This window comes from Mycobacterium asiaticum, assembly GCF_001673365.1.
Lineage (GTDB): Bacteria > Actinomycetota > Actinomycetes > Mycobacteriales > Mycobacteriaceae > Mycobacterium > Mycobacterium asiaticum_A.
The window spans coordinates 20635-38847 of record NZ_LZLS01000159.1 but is presented as its reverse complement, the minus strand read 5'-3'; the positions used below and the strand labels follow the sequence as shown (position 1 = coordinate 38847).

Here is an 18213-nt window from a genome sequence, read left to right as displayed (position 1 = left end):
TGCGGGGGTGTCGGTTTTGGCCACGAGTCGGCAGCCGTTGGGGGTGGAGGGGGAGCAGATTATTGCGGTGGCGCCGTTGTCGGTGGGTGATGCGATGAGGTTGTTTGGGGAGCGGGCGCGGGCGAGTGCGCCGGGGTTTGTGTTGGATGCGCAGCCGGTGGGTGCGGTGGCGGAGATTTGTCGGCGGGTGGATTGTTTGCCGTTGGGGGTGGAGTTGGCGGCGGCGCGGATGCGGGTGATGAGTGTTTCGGATGTGGCGCGGCGGTTGGATCGGTTGGGGTTTTTGCGGGGGGCGATGCGGGGTGCGTTGCCTCGGCAGCAGAGTTTGACGGCCACGATTGATTGGTCGTATCGGTTGTTGAGTGAGTCTGAGCAGGTGTTTTTTGCGCGGTTGTCGGTGTTTGCGGGTTCGTTTGATTTGGCTGCGGCCCATGGGGTGTGTGGGGTGGTGGGTTCGGCCGAGGACGACACGTTAGAGGTGTTGGCCGGTTTGGTGGATAAGTCGATGGTGGTGGTGCGCAGCATGACCGACCACACCCGTTACGGCGTCCTGGAAACGCTGCGCGCCTACGGGCAGGAACGCCTGCAGGACAACGGAATTGACGCTGAGTTCGAGACTCGGCACGCAGTGTATTACACCGAACTGGCCGAACGGGCCGGGGCCGGAATGCACGGTCCGCAAGAGCAGGAATGGGTGCAGCGGGTGCTTCCCGACTACGACAACCTGCGCGCGGCGTTCGAGAGCGTGCTCGCCGATGGCCGGTTCGAACTCGGCATGCGGTTGGTGACGTCGGTGGCCGAGTTGATTGGCCTGCGGATCGGTTACGAAGTGGCGCAATGGGCAGATCGACTTATCGCGGTCGCTGATCCGCAGCATCCGTTGTTTGTCGCGGTTGTCGGAACAGCGGCTCGAGGAGCCTGGAACGGTGGTGACCCGGAGCGGGCGCGATCGCTGGTGGAGTTGGCCGATGGACGGATCCCGGGCCGCGGTGCCGGGCGCGTTTGTTATCCCGCAGATGTCGCGGCGGACATGTCGTTGTTCAACGATCCGGACCGCGCTGTGGCGCACTGGGAAGCCGAGGCGGAACGTGCCCGCCGTGAAGATGATCCGATTCGTCTAGTGCAGGCACTTTCGGCATTGGCGTATTCACAGGGCTTGCGGGGCCGCCCGGAAGTCGCGTTACCCGTCGCGAAAGAAGCGGTGCAGGTCGCCGATACGACCGCCAATCCCACCGCCCGCTCAATGGCTTATTTCTCCCTCGGATTCCTGCTGAAAAAATCCGAACCGGTCCGAGCCACGGCACTATTCGACCGCGCGGCATCCTTGGCCGGTGCCGTGCAGAACTTCTGGTGGTATGGCATCGCGTTGATGGAGGGTGCGGCAACGCGCGCTTCGCGCAGCGAGCCCAAAGAATGCCCGGAAGCGGCCAGAATGCTGGTCGCGGTGCATGACCACTGGGAGCGCGTCGGAGACTGGGTCGAGCAGTGGGTCGCGCTGCGATACACCACCCGCTTTTTGGCCCGGCTCGGTGCGGCCGACGACGCGCTGTTCTTACACCGAGTCATTGTCGACGCCGGTCACCCTCCGCCGCTGCGACCCGATCAGCTGGATGTTCTCGTCGATGGTTCGGGCACAGAACGATTCGATGCAGGCGAGCCGACGCGGGCTTCCGCCGGCGGCGGTGGCACGGTCGCGGTGGCCCGCGCGCGCTCCAGTCTTCAGCGCTACCTCGCGGAAACCGCCGACTCTGCCACCTAGCGTCGGTGACCAGCGCATTCCACGAATCATCAAGGATTCGCCAGAGCTTCGACAGCACAGTGATCGCAACCATTGTGATTGTCAAGGAGCACCGACATGTCGAGCACGCTTTGTGTGATCCGGACGCAGCGACCTGCTGCCGGTCCGCGCACGGTCAGCCATTCCGACTGGGCCGTCGGCGCGTCCGCACACAGCCACACTGCCAGCCACACTGCCGGCCAGATCGCCAGCCACGCTGCCGGCCAGATCGCCGAGATCATCAATGCCGCCGAACGATTCATCGCCGACGCGGGAATCGAAGCGTTGACGATCCGCGAGCTCAGCATTGCCACCGGATTCCCCGCCGCCAGCATCCGTCAACTTTGCGGATCGCGTGCGGCGTTGATCGGTGCCACCTGGTTGCGCGCCTATCGGCGCTTTCTTTCGCTGCTGACCAGCCTCGTCGAGGAAACCGACGGCAGCGCCAACGAAAAGGCGTTCGCGGCGGCTGAAGCGTCGGTTCTCTATCGACGGCAGTACCCGAGGTCGGCGGCGTTGCTCGAGGCTGTGCAACGAGACGATCTGAGCCGACGGCCACAACCGACCGATGTCGCCCGCCAACTGCGGGAGGTGGACGATCAGTTCGTCGACATCATGCGCCGGCTGTCATTGCTGGTCTGGGATCGCGATGACACCGACTCCATCGCTGTCATGTCAGCCTGTGTCATCGATTTGCCCAAGCGCATTCTGGGCCGGCACGAGTGCCACGGCAGCTACTTCGTTCGTGAGTATGTGCGCGAAGCGGTGCGCGGAGTCCTGGACTGCGGCCCGCCGACGGATGCCCGTCAGCGTGCCGACGCACCGGCACTGATGCTGTCACGACGGCAGCGTATGGAAGGCCTTATCCACCACTCGGAGAAGGTGGGTTAGACCGACAGCCCCAGCTTCGGCGTCTTTTGCGCCAATGCTTCCCAACTGTGCTGTACCAATGGTTTATTGGCACGAGACGACCATGTGAGCACGGTTACGAGGAGTAGGCCTTGACAACGAAGCCAGCCGAACCGCAAGCAAAGCCGAACCTGCCGTCGGGATTCGATTTCACCGACCCCGACGTCCACTCCAAACGATTGCCGGTCGAAGAGCTGGCCGAGCTACGGCGTACCGCGCCTATCTGGTGGAACGAACAACCGCTCGGTGTGGGCGGATTCGACGACGGCGGCTTCTGGGTGGTGTCCAAACACAAGGACGTCAAAGAGATTTCCCGACGCAGCGATGTGTTCTCCAGCCTGGAAAAAACTGCACTGCCGCGCTACAAGGACGGCACTGTCGCCGAGCAGATCGAGCGAGGGAAGTTCGTTCTGCTCAATCAGGACGCCCCGCACCACACCCGGTTACGCAAGATCATCTCCCGTGGCTTCACCCCCCGCGCCGTCGAGCGCCTACGCGACGACCTCAACGAGCGGGCCAAGCAGATCGTCGCGAACGCCGCCGCCCACGGGTCGGGCGACTTCGTCGAACAGGTGTCCTGTGAGCTACCGCTGCAAGCCATCGCCGGATTGCTGGGTGTGCCTCAAGAAGACCGGATGAAGTTGTTCCATTGGTCCAACCAGATGGTCGGTGACCAGGACCCCGAGTTCGCCACCAATGACGCGATGACCGCCTCGGTAGAGCTGATCATGTACGCCATGCAGATGGCAGCAGACCGCGCCGCGAACCCCGGCGACGACATCGTCACCAAGCTCGTGGAGGCCGACGTCGACGGCCACAAACTCTCCGACGACGAGTTCGGATTCTTCGTCATCCTGCTGGCCGTGGCCGGCAACGAGACGACGCGCAATTCCATCACCCAGGGCATGATGGCCTTCACCGACTTCCCGGACCAATGGGAGCTCTATAGGCGGGAACGTCCGATCACCACCGCGGACGAGATCGTCCGGTGGGCCACCCCGGTCACCTCGTTCCAGCGCACCGCTCTCGAGGACTACGAACTGTCCGGTGTGCAGATCAAGAAGGGCCAGCGGGTCGTCATGGTCTACCGCTCAGCCAATTTCGACGAGGACGTATTCGACGATCCGTTCACCTTCAACATCAAGCGCGACCCCAATCCGCATGTCGGATTCGGCGGCACCGGTGCCCATTACTGCATCGGGGCCAACCTGGCCCGGATGACGATCGACTTGATGTTCAACGCGATCGCGGACGCGATGCCCAACCTGGAATCGGTCGGCACACCCGAGCGGCTGCGATCGGGCTGGCTGAACGGGATCAAGCACTGGCAAGTCGACTATCACACCGACGGGACTCCCACGAACACGCAATGCCCTGTGTCCCACTGACATCCATACAGGAAGACCAATGCCTACCCATACAGCCGTGCAGGTAGCGTCTGCGGGCGCGCCGCTGGAAATCGCCGAGGTCGAAACGGTTGCACCTGCACGGGGCGAGGTGCGAATTTCGGTCACCGCGTGCGGTATCTGCGGCACCGACGCACACTTTGTCAACGGCGGATTCCCCGATATGACGTGGCCGTTGACACTCGGACACGAAATTGCGGGGACCATCGCCGAACTCGGCGACGGTGTCGAGGAATTCGCTGTCGGTGACCGTGTCGCCGTCGGCTGGTTCGGCGGCAACTGCAATCACTGCGACCCGTGCCGCAAGGGCATTCTTATCCATTGTGCCAACGTCAAGGTTCCGAGCTGGCAGTATCCCGGCGGTTATGCGGAATCGGTGACGGTGCCGGCAACCGCGTTGGCTCGAATCCCGGCCGGACTGTCCGACGTCGAAGCCGCCCCGATGGGCTGTGCCGGCGTCACCACATATAACGCGCTGCGCCACACCAAGGCGCTGCCCGGTGACCGGGTTGCGGTCCTCGGAGTCGGTGGGCTGGGCCACCTGGGGGTGCAGTGGGCCCGGGCAATGGGCTTCGAGACGATCGCGATCGCCCGTGGCACAGCCAAAGCCGAGGACGCCAAGAAGCTGGGCGCTCACCACTACATCGACTCCACTAACAGCAATGTGTCCGAGGCCCTGCGCCTGTTGGGTGGCGCAGCGGTTGTCCTTGCTACAGCGGGCAATTCGCAAGCCATGGCAGACACCGTCGGTGGCCTTCTGCCCCAAGGCGAACTGGTCACCATCGGGGTGACACCTGAGCCGCTGCCGATCAGCCCGGTTCAGCTGATCACCCCGGGGCTCAGCGTGGTCGGTCACCCCTCGGGGACCGCGAAAGACGTTGAAGAGACAATGCATTTCGCGGTTCTCTCCGGAGTGCGGACATGGGTCGACGAGCTCCCGCTGGCCCAAGCCGCCGAAGGCTACGCCATATTGGAGCAGGGTCGGGCGCGCTATCGCACCGTCCTTACCATGTGACACGTGGCTTCGGAGCTGGACACCAAGTGGACCCTGGACGGAGCCGACGGTGAGTTGACCATTCGCACCGGAGTCGCGGGCCGGGCCGCTCGGATGGGCCATCGGCTCACCATTGCGATGACCCGCTGGCAGGCGAGCGTGAATTGGGTTGATGGTGAGCCCAATTCGGCCGAACTTAGGGTCGACGTGGATTCGCTGGAGGTGTTGCGTGGCGAGGGGGGCCTGAAGAGCCTGTCCGCGCCCGAGAAGGCCGTGGCGCGTTCGAACGCGCTGAAGTCGCTGTCGGCTAACCGGTTTCCCGAGATCCGTTTTGCCACCGGCAACAATGGCGCCATCGAGAAGACCAACGATGGCTACCGGTTGAACGGCACCCTGCACATCCGCGGTAAGGCCCGCAACCATGTCGTCGAATTGCGGACCGACAGGCTGGGCGATTCGTGGCAATTATCAACCGAATCCACGCTCTTGCAGTCGGAGTTCGGCGTCAAGCCGTTCTCCATGTTGATGGGTTCACTGCAGGTTGCCGACGAGGTGACCATCTGCTTCACCGCCGTGCGGCGCGATTAACGGCTATTCCGGCGGGCGGCCGGGCTCCGCGTAGGTGCCGGGGATGTGCTCGAGCACCCTGCTCAACCGAAGAGGTCCGGGACCGGCTTCTGGTTCCGGGATCGCGCCCCCGGGTTGTCCGGCGGGTTCTTCGACCTCCTCGCCGGCGGTCAGCCGAACGGGCTCCCGCTGCGGCGCGGGCTGGGTGGTACCCACCGGAACCGCTTGTACGGGCGCTTCAACCGGTGGCACGGGTGCGGGCGTGACGGCCTCGGCGACCGGCGGTGTGGACTTGTGCACGACGCGCTGAGACGGTCCGGCGTCGTTACCCGGAGTCAGCTGCAATCCCACCGCCAGCGACACCGATGCCACGAAGGTGACCGCCGCGGCCGCCAAGGTGGTCGCCGCCCCCGCGTACTGCCGAGACCGCACGGGCGCGAGCACAATTGGTTCGACGATCTCGGCAACCAAGTCGGCGTCGGTGAATTCGGTGCTTTGCGCCGCTGCCAGTGCCGCGCCGCGCGCCACCGTTACCTGCGCCATGGTCTGGGCGAACACCGGTACCGGCAGAACCTTCTCCAGCTGCCAGGAAAAGTCGCTGACGTCGCCTTCCGAACCGACCACGACGACGCCGCCGGGACGCCACGCGCTGCGGTCGAACAAGCCGGTAAGCCAGGTCGTCAGCCCGTCGAAGCCGCCGCGAACGTGCTTGACGGCGGTTTGGGTCTCGCCGTCGTGGGTGTCGACCATGACGACCGTCGCCCACTCGTGGTCGAGGATGCACACGGCGGTCTGCTCGTAGCCGATGACCGGTGCGATGGCCTGCGCCAGAGTCTCGACCGCATCGAGCAGCCGAACGGGCACCACGTTGTCAAAACCCGCGTCGGTCAGGGCCTCGAGTAGCAGGGCGGCCTGAGCCGATGCCTCGTCGCTCCAGGTCACCCCCACCACGCGCAGCCGGTGACCGTCGGCGACGGCTACGTCTTGGGCGCGCAGCACTTCGTCGGCAACCTGCTGCGCGGAATTTACGGCACGCAGACCGGCTTGGCTCTGCTGGAGCTGCAACTCATGGTGGTCCAGGATGGCGCCGTCGGCTCCGTGCCCTTCAGCAAGGACCCACCCAACGGTGGTCGGTGTCACCGAAAGCCCTAGTACCGTGTCCAAAATTTCGCACCCCAATCGTTCCCGGACCTACCGCATGCTCCGCGATACCACCGTCACCGAGGGACAGGTGCGTGGCGCGTGAGTGCCGAAACGCCCGAGATAGCGTGTCTTCAAGTCGGCTTGCTCCGAGCGAGCCTACGCGGTCGGAGCAAGTTCGTCTGCGCCGGTGTGGAAACCGCCAGGTGACTCACAAGCTCGTCGAAACCGTTGTGCCTTGGGGCTCTAAACCGGGCAAAGGTTGCTCGGCGCGGTCCCGATATACCCGGATTGGATTTGTCGATCGGGTCAATTTCCTTGCGTACTTCCGATACCTATCGATTTCAACTACATAACGCCTGCATAACGTCGCGGCGTGTGTCGCGTTTGGGCGTGTCGCGGCGGGGTTATAACGAATGCGGTTCTCCGACGGGGTCCCAGTAACACAGTTGCTGTGTCCACGGCGGTGGCCGATATGGAACTGAAATGTGATTGCGTCCGAATCGACATTTGGCCTATTCGCGCGGTAAGTTCTGCCGGGAGCAAGAGACATAAGGAAAAAAAGGGGCACAGGTATGACAGAACTGAGCGGGAAGATACGGGCCTGGGGTCGCCGACTCTTGGTCGGCGCGGCCGCTGCCGCGACCCTGCCGGGCCTGATTGGACTCGCCGGGGGTGCGCCGTCCGCGGGGGCTTTCTCCCGGCCGGGACTGCCAGTGGAGTATCTGCAGGTGCCGTCGGCCGCCATGGGACGCAACATCAAGGTGCAGTTCCAGAGCGGCGGAGACGGATCTCCGGCGGTGTACTTGCTCGACGGCCTGCGCGCCCAGGACGACTACAACGGCTGGGACATCAACACCCCCGCCTTCGAGTGGTACTACCAGTCGGGTCTGTCGGTCGTAATGCCCGTCGGTGGACAGTCCAGCTTCTACAGCGACTGGTACAACCCGGCCTGCGGCAAGGCCGGCTGCACCACCTACAAGTGGGAGACCTTTCTGACCTCCGAACTGCCCAACTACCTGGCCTCCAACCGGAGCGTCAAGGCCACCGGCAGTGCTGCGGTCGGCATCTCGATGGCCGGTTCCTCGGCGATGATCCTTGCTGCCTACCACCCCGCTCAGTTCATCTACGCAGGTTCGTTGTCGGCCCTGCTCGACCCATCCCAGGGCATGGGGCCGTCGTTGATCGGTCTGGCCATGGGTGACGCGGGTGGCTACAAGGCCAGTGACATGTGGGGACCCTCGAGCGACCCGGCGTGGCAGCGCAACGACCCGACCGTTCAAATCCCGACGCTGGTCGCCAACAACACCCGCCTGTGGGTGTACTGCGGCAACGGCAAGCCCTCCGAGCTGGGTGGGGCGAACATGCCGGCCGAGTTCCTGGAGAACTTCGTCCGCAGCAGCAACATCAAGTTCCAGGACGCCTACACGGCCGCCGGTGGCCACAACGCGGTGTTCAACTTCCAGAACGACGGAACGCACAGCTGGGAGTACTGGGGCGCACAGCTCAACGCGATGAAGGGTGACCTGCAGGGCGCACTCGGCGCTCGGGGCTGACCCGCAACCAGCACTAAGCACTGCTGCGCTTGTACGGCAACCGCCGTCAAGCGCAGCAGTGCTTTATGGGGTGAACAGGTTGGTGATGTCGACCCACGCGGTCGCATCGTTGCGGTGGTCGTTCATATTCCGGCATTCGCCGTATAGCCTCAGGACGCCCAGATTCGGGTCGTCGTCATGGCGGTAGATGATCGCGGTGACGGCGCCCTTGGTGAGGCTCTTGCTGTAGGCGTGGCCGCCCGGCTGCAGGCCTTCCACCCAGCCGGCGGATGTCAGCGTTCTGGTGACCTCCGGCAGGTAGGCGTCGGCTCGCGTCCCCGGCGGCACCGCGAAGGTGAGGTAGACCGCGCCCTGATACGGCGGATTGTCGCGGTCCCTGCACGACATCAGCATGTAGCCGGCCGTGGTCGTGTGTAAGCGCGCATCGCCCGCGAGAAGCCTGGCCGATCCCACCGCCTGAGCCTTGCTCTGTTCGTCGGAAACCGTTGGTCCCGAAGGATTGACGGCGTCGGCAGCGGTGGAGTGCAGCTGGTCGACCGCCAGAAAGGCGCCGCCCAGGAGCAGGCAGACTCCCAGTGTGGCGCCCAGCAGGCCCCGGGCTGGAGTCGAGCGCAACCAGTCTGCACGCATGCCCCCATTCTGCTCATACGCCCAGAAGTTGAATGCCAGGCTGAGCGATGTGTGCCGTCGACTCGTTGTCCTGTTGTTGATCGCGCTGTCAATGACGCCGCAGGCCCGCGCCGATACCAGCGGCGCGCTGACGGCACTGGTCGACGCGGCAGCCGAGCGGCTGGAGATCGCCGAGCCGGTGGCCGCCTTCAAGTGGGCGGCACACGTCGCCATCGAGGACCCGGCCCGCGTCGAGCAGGAACTCGCGATCCTGCGCGAGGATGCCGTGTCGTCGCACGTCGACCCCGATTACGTCGCACGCGTCTTCCAAGACCAGGTCAACGCCACCGAAGCTCTCGAGTATCAACGGTTCGCGGACTGGAAGCTCGACCCCGCGAGCGCGCCGGCCGCCCCAGCCGACCTCGCCACGTCGCGTGCCGCGATCGATGCCCTGAACACTAAGATTTTGTCTCAGATCTCGCTTAAATGGAGTTTGCTGAATTCCCCCTTGTGTGCCGATGAACTCAGCGCTGCCACCGCGACCGCGATACGCGTTCGACGCCTCGAGGACCGGTATGGACGTGCGCTTACGGCTGCTACCCGGTCCTACTGCCAGGTCCCACCGCAATCCTGAGGCGGCCACCGGAGGAGCGTTTGCGCCAATCTCAAAGTTGTAGATAACTGATCTCATAATTTTCTCCGGCGGGTAACGGATTGACTACAGCCGTCGAAATGCCGGACATGACGACCATCACAAAGCCCCTTACTAGACCCCTTATCAAGACCACCATCAAGACCACCATCAAGACCGGGATGGCAGCCGGTTTCATTGCCGCCGGTATGTCCTTATCCACCGGTATCGCCGAGGCCGACGCCATGAACTGGGAAGCCGTCGCACAGTGCGAGTCCGGCGGGAACTGGGCCGCCAACACCGGCAACGGCGCCTACGGCGGCCTGCAGTTCAAGCAGGCCACCTGGGAGGAGTACGGCGGCGTCGGAAACCCGGCGAAAGCCTCTAAGCAGCAACAAATCGCCGTGGCCAACCGTGTCCTCGCCGGTCAGGGCCCGGGCGCGTGGCCAAAGTGCAGCAAGGCCGGCGGCATGAGTCCGATCACCGCGGGACAGCAGCAGCCGGGCTCGGCGCTGCAGCAGACCATCACTTCGATCATCGGACTATTTACGCCCAAACAGTAAATATCGCCGGTCGGCTTGGTTTCGTTACAGCCGACATGTTTGGATCCTCCTATGGAGGGTTCAGCAACGGTCCATATGGCGGCGCCAGCGGACAAAATTTGGGAATTAATTGCCGATATTCGCAATACCGGACGGTTCTCACCGGAAACTTTCGAAGCCGAATGGCTGGATGGCGCGACCGACCCCGAGCTCGGTGCGCGGTTTCGCGGACACGTGCGTCGTAACGAGATCGGACCGGTCTACTGGACCACCTGCGAGGTGACGGCATGCGAGCCCGGTCGAGAATTTGGGTTTGCTGTACTCCTCGGCGACCGGGTCGTGAACAACTGGCACTACCGAATGGAGCCGGCCAACGGCGGAACGGACGTCACCGAGTCGTTTCGGCTCGCGCCGTCCCCGCTCAACAACGTCTACCTGGTGTTTGGAGGTTTCTTACGCAGACGTCGCAATATTAGAGACATGACCAAGACGCTGCAGCGCATCAAAGATGTGGTCGAAGCAGGCTGAGGGGCTGGGCGGAGATCAGATCGATGAAGACGATATTCATCACCGGTGCCGGCAGCGGGATGGGCCGGGAAGGCGTAAAGCTCTTCCACGGCAAGGGCTGGCGCGTCGGCGCCGTAGACCGCAATGACGATGGTTTGGCGTCACTCAGTGTCGAACTGGGTGCCGGACTGTGGACCCGGGTTGTCGACGTGACAGACAAAGCGGCACTAGATGCGGCGTTGTCGGACTTCTGTGCCGGCAACACGGGCGGCGGGCTCGACATGATGTGGAACAACGCCGGCATCGGTGAGGGCGGCTGGTTTGAGGACGTGCCGTACGAGGCCGCGATGCGCGTCGTCGACGTGAATTTCAAAGCGGTACTGACCGGCGCGTACGGGTCACTCCCCTACCTGAAGAAGGCGCCCGGCAGTTTGATGTTCTCCACGTCGTCGTCCTCGGGCACCTACGGCATGCCGCGCATCGCGGTGTATTCGGCGACCAAGCATGCGGTCAAGGGACTGACCGAGGCGCTAAGCGTGGAGTGGCATCGGCACGGTGTACGGGTCGCCGACGTGCTACCCGGCCTGATCGATACCGCGATCCTCACCTCGACGCCGCAGCACACCGACGGGGGCACCGCCGCCCAGGTGTCGCAGGAGGAGTTGCGCGGGGCCGCACCCAAGAAGGGCATGTTCCGGTTGATGCCGGCCTCCAGCGTCGCGGAGGTGGCTTGGAAGGCTTACCACCATCCCAAGCGGCTGCACTGGTACGTGCCCGACAGCATCCGCTGGATCGACCGGCTCAAAGGGATCAGCCCAGAATTCGTCCGTCGTCGCATCATCAAAGAATTGCCCAGGTTGGACCTGAAGCAGCAATAATGTTTCCTGCACATACTGGGGCGTTCTCGAATCGGAGGTGGCCGGTGCAGAACCGGTTGGTCGCAGTCGCAGGAATCGCTTTGGTCGTTGCCGGCGCCGTTTCCGGCTGCGGTGATCCGCAGATAATGCCCAGGAAGGCCGCACACCTGACCGTCGGTGATCAGGCCGTCACGGCACAGCCGCCGGTGTGCAGCCAGATCCAGTCCTATCGGACCGTCGACATCCGCGACCGCGACGGACACGTTCAGGCGGTGGTGTTGCTCAGCGGGGACCGGATCATCCCGCAGTTCGTAAAGATCCGGAACATCAACGGGTTCACCGGCAGCTACTACGAAGGCGGGGTGGGCAACGCCCGCGTCGTCGGTGACAAACACCCCAAGATCACCGGCAGCGCCTCGGGCATCAATAGCAGCAACCCCAATAAGGTCATGACAACGGACTTCGAGATCAGCGTGGAGTGCTGAACGCACGTAGCAGTGCGCCTAATCTTGCGTTGGTGAGGGAAAGACTGCATTGGTTCGCGATGCACGGCGTGATCCGCGGCGTGGCCAAGTACGGGATGCGCCGTGGCGACCTACAGGCCAGGTTGATCGCGGATCCCGCGGTCGCCGAGGACCCAGCGCCGTTTTACGACGAGGTGCGGCGGCACGGCCCTTTGGTGCAAAGCCGCGCGAACTGCATGACCGTCGACCACCGCCTCGCCCACGATCTGCTGCGATCGGACGACTTTCACGTCGTCTCATTCGGTGACAGCCTGCCGGCACCCTTGCGCTGGCTCGAGCGGCGCACCCGCGACGGCCGGCTGCATCCGATGCGGCCGCCGTCCCTGTTGGCCGTCGAGCCACCCGATCACACCCGCTACCGCAAGACTGTCTCGGCGGTTTTTACTTCCCGAGCTGTCGGCGCACTACGGGAGCGGGTCGAGCAGACAGCCAACGATCTGCTCGATCAGCTCGTCGATCGGCCCGACGCTGTCGACATCGTCGGGCGGTACTGTGCGCAACTTCCGATCACCGTTATCAGCGACATCCTGGGTGTGCCCGAGTACGACCGGCGGCGCGTCCTGGAGTTCGGCGAACTGGCCGCGCCGAGTCTGGATGTTGGGCTGCCTTGGCAGCAATATCTGCGCGTGCACCGTGGTGTCGCGGGATTCAACACTTGGTTGGTCGAGCACTTGCGGCAGTTACGCCGCACGCCCGGTGACGATCTGATGAGCCAACTGATCCAGACCGCGGAAAACGGCAGTGCCGACAGCTATCTCGACGAGACGGAATTGCAGGCGGTAGCCGGGTTGGTTCTGGTGGCCGGTTTCGAGACCACAGTTAACCTGCTGGGCAACGGGATTCGCATGCTGCTCGACCATCCCGAACATCTGGCGACGCTTCACGCGCGCCCGGAGTTGTGGCCCAACGCCGTCGAGGAGATCCTGCGGTTCGACTCACCGGTGCAGCTCACCGCCCGGGTGGCGCGCAAGGACCTCGAGGTAGCGGGCAGGCAGATCCAACGAGGTGAGGTGGTGGTGATCTACCTGGCCGCCGCCAACCGGGACCCATCGATTTTCCCGGATCCGAGCCGCTTCGATATCGAACGACCCAATGCAGGAAAGCATCTCGCGTTCTCTAGCGGTCGGCACTTCTGTCTGGGCGCAGCGCTGGCTCGAGCTGAGGGTGAGGTTGGCCTGCGCACCTTCTTCGAGCGTTTCCCCGAGGCGCAGCGCGCCGGTGCCGGCAGCCGGCGCAGCACGCGGGTGCTACGAGGTTGGTCGACGCTGCCGGTGCGGCTTGGCCCGGCCCGTTCCATGGCGACCCGCTAACCGGCTTGGGGGAACAGAGGCCACTCATGCCAACGTCGTCCGAACGCGAACTCGTCGTCCTGTCGTGGGGCGGGCCGTGGGACCGCGCTCTGCGCGACGCGGTGTCGGATCCCTTCGAAGCGGCGACCGGAATTGCGGTCCGCCACCACCGATACGTTGGTCTGAGCATCCCCGGCGAGTTGGTCACGGCGGTCCGCAGCGGACAGCGGCCCCCGTACGACATTGCCTGGACGAATGCCGTCGCGGCGTTGCGCGCCGCGCACGATGATCTGTGTGAACCGTTGTCGTCCAACGTAGTTCCCAACCTCGAGCACCTGCACGCCCGGGCCAGGCCGGACGGGTTCGAGGATTGGCCACTGGTGATGGTTTATGCCGTGGCCTACGTATTGGTGTATCAGCGCTCCATTTTCGGTGACCGCGGACCGGACTCGTGGGAGATTCTACTGGACCCGCGGCACCGGGGCCGGGTGGCGCTGTATCCGGACGGCAACGGCATCCACGCCGTCGCACAAGTCCTCGGCGGCGGCAAGGTGACCGACATCCCCGACGACATGGACGCCTGCTGGAGTCTGCTGCGTCGGATGCGCTCGCAGGTGTCGGCGATGGATTACAGCGGTCAATTGGGCGAGCATCTGCGTTCGGGGCGGCTGGATCTTTGTTTCCGGGCATTGCCCAACGCGATCGGGTTCGAGCGCTCGGGCGCGGATATTGGTTGGGTCGCACCCGCTGAAGGAGTGCCGGACACCATGGACTGCTTGTGGGTGCCGCGGGGCGTGCCGGCCGATGCCGGCCGGTGGGCAAGTAGCTATATCGACTTCGCACTGAGTCGACCGGTGCAGGAACACTGGTGCCGGTTGCTCGGTACGGTGCCGGTGCGGCGTGACGCGGCAGCACCGGCGATCCTGGGTCCCGACTCCAGAACGCCGCGCTCGCTGGATGACGAGCGGCACCTGTTGTATGTGCCGGACAGCATCAAAATGGCCCACGACACCGAATGGCGGCAGACTTTCCGGTCGATCTTCACGGATTGAACGATTATTGAATCCTTAGCGATCGCGAATTTTCGTCGACCCGAAGGCGTGGAGCAATTGCTCCGGATTTTGTAGAGTCCCTGATGCAACCGCATCTGAAGGGACGTTTCGGTGTACCGCTACCACGGACGCTTTGTCGGACAGTTGTTCGACGACATCGAGTCTCTGGTCGCCGGCGAACTCATCGACACGACCACGGTCCTGGACCGGTTGAACGCCCTTTCGGCCGCCAATTCGACTGTGATCGAGCAATTTTGGCGTGCCACCGGGTTCGGGTATCCGATACCCGACAGCGCATTCAAACAGTCCCCGCCCTACCTGTTCAGCGACCAACCGCCGGTACGGGAGTTCCACACCAGCGGCACATCGGGCGCCTCCCGCGGCCGGGTCGCATATTCACCGCGCGGGCTGGAACTGATGCGGATGTCCATCCTCGACAATGCACGCCGGCACGTCACGTCGGGGATGGTAAAACCGCCCATCATCCGGTTCGTTCCGACCTGCGCCGACGCCCCGACGATGGTGATGGCTTACGGCATGGAGGTAATCGCCACCGAATTGGGAGATCCGGAACTCAGCGAGGTGGTCGTCGGACCGCAGGGGGTCGACTACGACCGGTTGGCCACCGCCCTTGACCGCGTCTGCGTCGCCGGGCAACCGGCCGTATTGATCGGCGGATCCACGGCTTTTGCCAACGTCTGCGAGCACTTCGAGACGCGGAGAAGGTATTTCGAACTTCCGGTGGGTTCCCGGGTAGTTGACGCCGGTGGCTTCAAGCGGCAGTCCTCGTCATTGCGGGTCGACACGCTGCGCGACGCACTACGCAGGGTATTCGGCTTTGCCGAGGGGCATTTCGTCAACCTGTTCGGCATGACGGAGCTGGCCAGCCAGCTTTACGACTACGCCGATCATCCGATCGGCCCGCTCGGCGAGCGGGTGAAGGCAGGCCGACCTTACGTTCAGATAAAGGTGCGCGACCCTCACACGATGGCCACCATCGCCACCGGGCGGGGTCTGCTCGAGGTGGTCGACCTGTGTGTGCTGGACCGACCGGCGGCGTTGTTGACGGGTGATTTGGCGCTTGCCGCGCCCGCCGGTGCCGCCGTCATCGGTCGCGTTGTGCGCAACAGTGCCCGAGGTTGCTCGCTGAGCCTTGATGCCCTCACCGCCCGCGAGGAGATGCATGTCTGACACCAGCACGCTGGCCCCCGCAACGGTAATCTCGCATCTCCCGAATTGGGTGCGGCCCCACGAAATAGACCGGATGCGGCTCCCCCACCAAGACCTCCCCTACGACCTGGAACGTCCCCAACTTTCGGCCTGGCCCGCCATCGCGCAACGACTTCGTTTGGCCGCCAACAACCTTCGCGAACTCGACATCGCGACCATCGTCGCCGCGATCGACGCCGTCGCCGAGCAATGGTGTGACCGCGACTGGCCGGTCCGCCGCGCGGCCCGCGACACGGTGGTGGCGGCTACCGGACTCGACGTCGAGACCGTCGAGCGCAGCTTCGACGTCGAACTGCGCAACTATCGTGGCGATTCGTTGTGGGCAGCGCTGCACCGGGAACTGGGTAATCCCCTAGTGCTGGACGGGTTTTGCGTTGACACCGCACTAGCGGGCCGGGCCATCGCGACCGGCCCCGGCCTGACCTGTCACGTCATGACCGGGAACGTGCCCGGGTTGCCCGCCTTGAGCGTGGTGCGTGCGCTGCTGGTCAAGTCGGCATCCGTGGTCAAAGTCGCCAGCAGCGAACCGACCTTCGCCGCGCAGTTCGTCGCAACGCTGGCACAAGCCGAGCCGCGATTCGGCGAAGCGATCCTCGTCACGTACTGGGACCAGACCGAGACCACGATCCGCGACGCCGTACTCGCCGCGGCCGACACCGTCATCGCGTACGGCGGTGACGAATCGTGCGCGGCCATCCGCGCTCGCACACGCCTTGACCAACGATTTATCGCACACAATCACATGCTGTCCGTGGGCCTGTTGACCGACGCGTATTTGCGCGAACATGGCACGGCAGCAACCGCCGAGCTGGTGGCACGTGACGTCTCGATGTTCGACCAGCACGCCTGCATCGCGGCGCAGGCGTACCTGGTGGAAGGCAGCATCGACGCGGTAACGGCTTTCGCTGCGGAGGTGGATGCCGCCATGCGTCGGTACGCCGTGGGCTGCAGGCTCGGATCACCGGACGGCACCACAGCAGCGGCGCGACGAATCCGCGCGGTGGATCGCCAGTATTGGGCGGCGCAGACACCGAATCGACGAGTCTGGATTTCGCCGGACAGCCTGGTATCGGTCGACGATGCGCTGGCTAACCCGTCGGGCGGCGACCGCAACGTGCAGTTGGTCGCGGTGCCCGATCACACCGGGATGCTGGACGCACTGCGGCCGTACGGAAAGTATCTGCAGAACACTGCAGTCGGTGCGACGGATGCCGAAATGCGCAGTCTTGCACCCGCTCTCGCGCGTCTCGGCGCAACCCGGTTGTGCGCTCCTGGCCGAATGCCAGATCCGAGCCTGGTCTGGAAGCACGACGGACGTTCGTGCATCGCCGAACTCGTCACGTGGTGTGACGTGGAGATGCACCCGTGGGCCAGCACGCCGAACGCCGAATCAGGAAGGGCACCAGCATGACTGCAGAGGTCGCGAATTGGGTCGAGATCATCGACTGCACGCTGCGTGACGGGGAGCAGGCACCAGGTGTCGGGTTCTCGATCGCCGAAAAGGTCGAAATCGGAATCGCTCTCAGCCAAGCTGGCGTCGATGTGCTCGATGCGGGTTTCCCGGCGAGTGATCCGACGGAGATCGAAGCGCTGCAGGAACTGCGACAGCGTGGGATCAACGCGGCGATCGGAGCCACCGCCCGCCCGTTCGCCGGAGATATTGCCGCCGCCGAAAAGGCCCGTGCGGACGAAGTATTCCTGTTCATGCCGACCAGCGACGCGCGCATCGAGAGCACGCTCGGTTTGGACCGCGCTGCAGCGACCGACCTGCTTCGCGGTGGCGCGGAAGAGGTCACCGGTCGCGGAATGGGTCTCAACATCGTCTTCGAGGACGCCACCCGGGCGGACCCGATGTTCTTGATCGCCGTTGGTGAACGTCTCGTCGATGCGGGTTTGACGGTGCGGCGGATGATTCCCGCCGACAGCGTCGGGTGCGCCACACCCGGATCGATGGCGCGTCTGGTGCGGCAACTCCGAGAGGCGTTCGGCGGCGCAATTGCGATTTGTCCGCACTGCCACAACGATTTTGGGCTGGCCACCGCGAACACGCTGGCCGCGGTCGAAGCCGGCGCGACCAGTCTGACGTGCACCGTCAACGGCCTGGGCGAGCGTGCCGGCAATGCCGATCTTGCGGAGGTCGCGGTGGGCCTGAGCTATTTGCACGGGCGGCGGCACGGCATCAACCTCGCCGCTCTGCAGGAACTTGCCGAGTTGGTGGAGCACCGCTCCGGCGTGCACACCAGCTTCATCAAACCCGTCACCGGTCTGAACGTGTTCCGTCACGAGTCGGGAGTGCACGTCGACGCCATGCTCAAAAGCCAGGACAGTTATGAGTACCTGGCGTCGAGCGCGGTGGGCCGCCGCACTGAGTTCGTCCTCGGGAAGCACTCCGGACGGGCATTGGTCCGAATATTGTTGCGCGAAGCCGGCCGCGACGCCGATGACAGTGCGGTTGCCCCATTGCTAGCCGCTGTCAAGAGCCGTTACGGGCATGCGAACAAGACCGCACATGAGCAAATCTTCGAATCGCGGCGGCGGTTCTTTACCGAGCATCTTTCCGGGGTCAGTCTCGACGAACTGCCCGGTACCGTCAGTGTCTCCGCGCCATCGGTGGCGGACTGAC

At 64.2% G+C, this 18213-nt stretch carries 18 protein-coding genes; 16 read left to right on the top strand and 2 right to left on the bottom strand.

Annotated features, from left to right (window positions below; all coding sequences use genetic code 11):
* The 5 genes from A5634_RS17550 to A5634_RS17530 form a co-directional block, all read left to right on the top strand.
* Positions 1–1759 (top strand): ATP-binding protein (locus A5634_RS17550; RefSeq protein WP_437339986.1); only part of this gene is annotated, 1759 nt, incomplete at its 5' end.
* A 96-nt stretch (positions 1760–1855) separates the two neighbouring features.
* On the top strand, positions 1856–2668 hold the full coding sequence (locus tag A5634_RS17545) for a TetR/AcrR family transcriptional regulator (protein WP_155769591.1): 813 nt from the start codon (positions 1856–1858) through the stop codon (positions 2666–2668).
* 110 nt (positions 2669–2778) lie between these two features.
* On the top strand, positions 2779–4074 hold the full coding sequence (locus A5634_RS17540) for a cytochrome P450 (RefSeq protein WP_065145299.1): 1296 nt from the start codon (positions 2779–2781) through the stop codon (positions 4072–4074).
* Between the two features lie 19 nt (positions 4075–4093).
* Positions 4094–5107 carry an alcohol dehydrogenase catalytic domain-containing protein gene (locus A5634_RS17535; protein ID WP_065145298.1) on the top strand — a complete coding sequence of 338 codons (1014 nt, stop codon included), beginning with the start codon at positions 4094–4096 and terminating at the stop codon, positions 5105–5107.
* A 3-nt stretch (positions 5108–5110) separates the two neighbouring features.
* Entirely contained in the window at positions 5111–5674 is a 564-nt protein-coding gene (locus A5634_RS17530; RefSeq protein ID WP_065145297.1) for a YceI family protein, read from the top strand.
* Positions 5675–5677: 3 nt separating this feature from the next.
* Here A5634_RS17530 and A5634_RS17525 read toward each other — a convergent pair whose 3' ends face one another.
* Complete coding sequence (locus tag A5634_RS17525) at positions 5678–6817, bottom strand: DUF7159 family protein (RefSeq protein WP_065145309.1); 1140 nt, start codon at positions 6815–6817, stop codon at positions 5678–5680.
* Between the two features lie 551 nt (positions 6818–7368).
* Here A5634_RS17525 and ag85B point away from each other — a divergent pair.
* The gene (gene ag85B, locus A5634_RS17520) at positions 7369–8349 is read left to right on the top strand and encodes a diacylglycerol acyltransferase/mycolyltransferase Ag85B (RefSeq protein ID WP_065145296.1); all 981 of its coding nucleotides are present in this window, start codon (positions 7369–7371) and stop codon (positions 8347–8349) included.
* A gap of 63 nt (positions 8350–8412) precedes the next feature.
* Here ag85B and A5634_RS17515 read toward each other — a convergent pair whose 3' ends face one another.
* Positions 8413–8979 (bottom strand): hypothetical protein, encoded by a 567-nt coding sequence (locus A5634_RS17515; RefSeq protein WP_081290502.1) that lies wholly within the window; start codon positions 8977–8979, stop codon positions 8413–8415.
* Between A5634_RS17515 and A5634_RS17510 the strand changes: the two genes are divergently transcribed.
* The 10 genes from A5634_RS17510 to A5634_RS17465 all read left to right on the top strand — a co-directional run bounded on the left by A5634_RS17510 (position 8978) and on the right by A5634_RS17465 (position 18212).
* Positions 8978–9592, top strand: coding sequence for a chorismate mutase (locus A5634_RS17510; RefSeq protein WP_081290501.1), 615 nt, complete (start codon positions 8978–8980; stop codon positions 9590–9592). The genes A5634_RS17515 and A5634_RS17510 overlap by 2 nt on opposite strands.
* A gap of 107 nt (positions 9593–9699) precedes the next feature.
* Complete coding sequence (locus tag A5634_RS17505) at positions 9700–10152, top strand: transglycosylase family protein (protein ID WP_065145307.1); 453 nt, start codon at positions 9700–9702, stop codon at positions 10150–10152.
* Between the two features lie 51 nt (positions 10153–10203).
* Positions 10204–10659, top strand: coding sequence for an SRPBCC family protein (locus A5634_RS17500; RefSeq protein ID WP_065145294.1), 456 nt, complete (start codon positions 10204–10206; stop codon positions 10657–10659).
* Between the two features lie 23 nt (positions 10660–10682).
* Positions 10683–11516: an SDR family oxidoreductase gene (locus A5634_RS17495; protein WP_065145293.1), complete on the top strand. Its 834-nt coding sequence runs from the start codon at positions 10683–10685 to the stop codon at positions 11514–11516.
* 44 nt (positions 11517–11560) lie between these two features.
* Complete coding sequence (locus A5634_RS17490) at positions 11561–11980, top strand: lipoprotein LpqH (RefSeq protein ID WP_065145292.1); 420 nt, start codon at positions 11561–11563, stop codon at positions 11978–11980.
* Positions 11981–12012: 32 nt separating this feature from the next.
* Positions 12013–13329, top strand: coding sequence for a cytochrome P450 (locus A5634_RS17485; RefSeq protein ID WP_065145306.1), 1317 nt, complete (start codon positions 12013–12015; stop codon positions 13327–13329).
* A gap of 26 nt (positions 13330–13355) precedes the next feature.
* Positions 13356–14360, top strand: coding sequence for an ABC transporter substrate-binding protein (locus A5634_RS17480; protein WP_065145291.1), 1005 nt, complete (start codon positions 13356–13358; stop codon positions 14358–14360).
* A 111-nt stretch (positions 14361–14471) separates the two neighbouring features.
* Entirely contained in the window at positions 14472–15551 is a 1080-nt protein-coding gene (locus tag A5634_RS17475; protein ID WP_065145290.1) for a hypothetical protein, read from the top strand.
* Positions 15544–17001 carry an acyl-CoA reductase gene (locus A5634_RS17470; RefSeq protein ID WP_172831729.1) on the top strand — a complete coding sequence of 486 codons (1458 nt, stop codon included), beginning with the start codon at positions 15544–15546 and terminating at the stop codon, positions 16999–17001. Before A5634_RS17475 ends, A5634_RS17470 begins: the two co-directional genes overlap by 8 nt.
* Positions 16998–18212 carry a LeuA family protein gene (locus tag A5634_RS17465; protein ID WP_155769589.1) on the top strand — a complete coding sequence of 405 codons (1215 nt, stop codon included), beginning with the start codon at positions 16998–17000 and terminating at the stop codon, positions 18210–18212. The genes A5634_RS17470 and A5634_RS17465 overlap by 4 nt, the downstream gene beginning before the upstream one ends.
* Position 18213 lies beyond the last annotated feature (1 nt).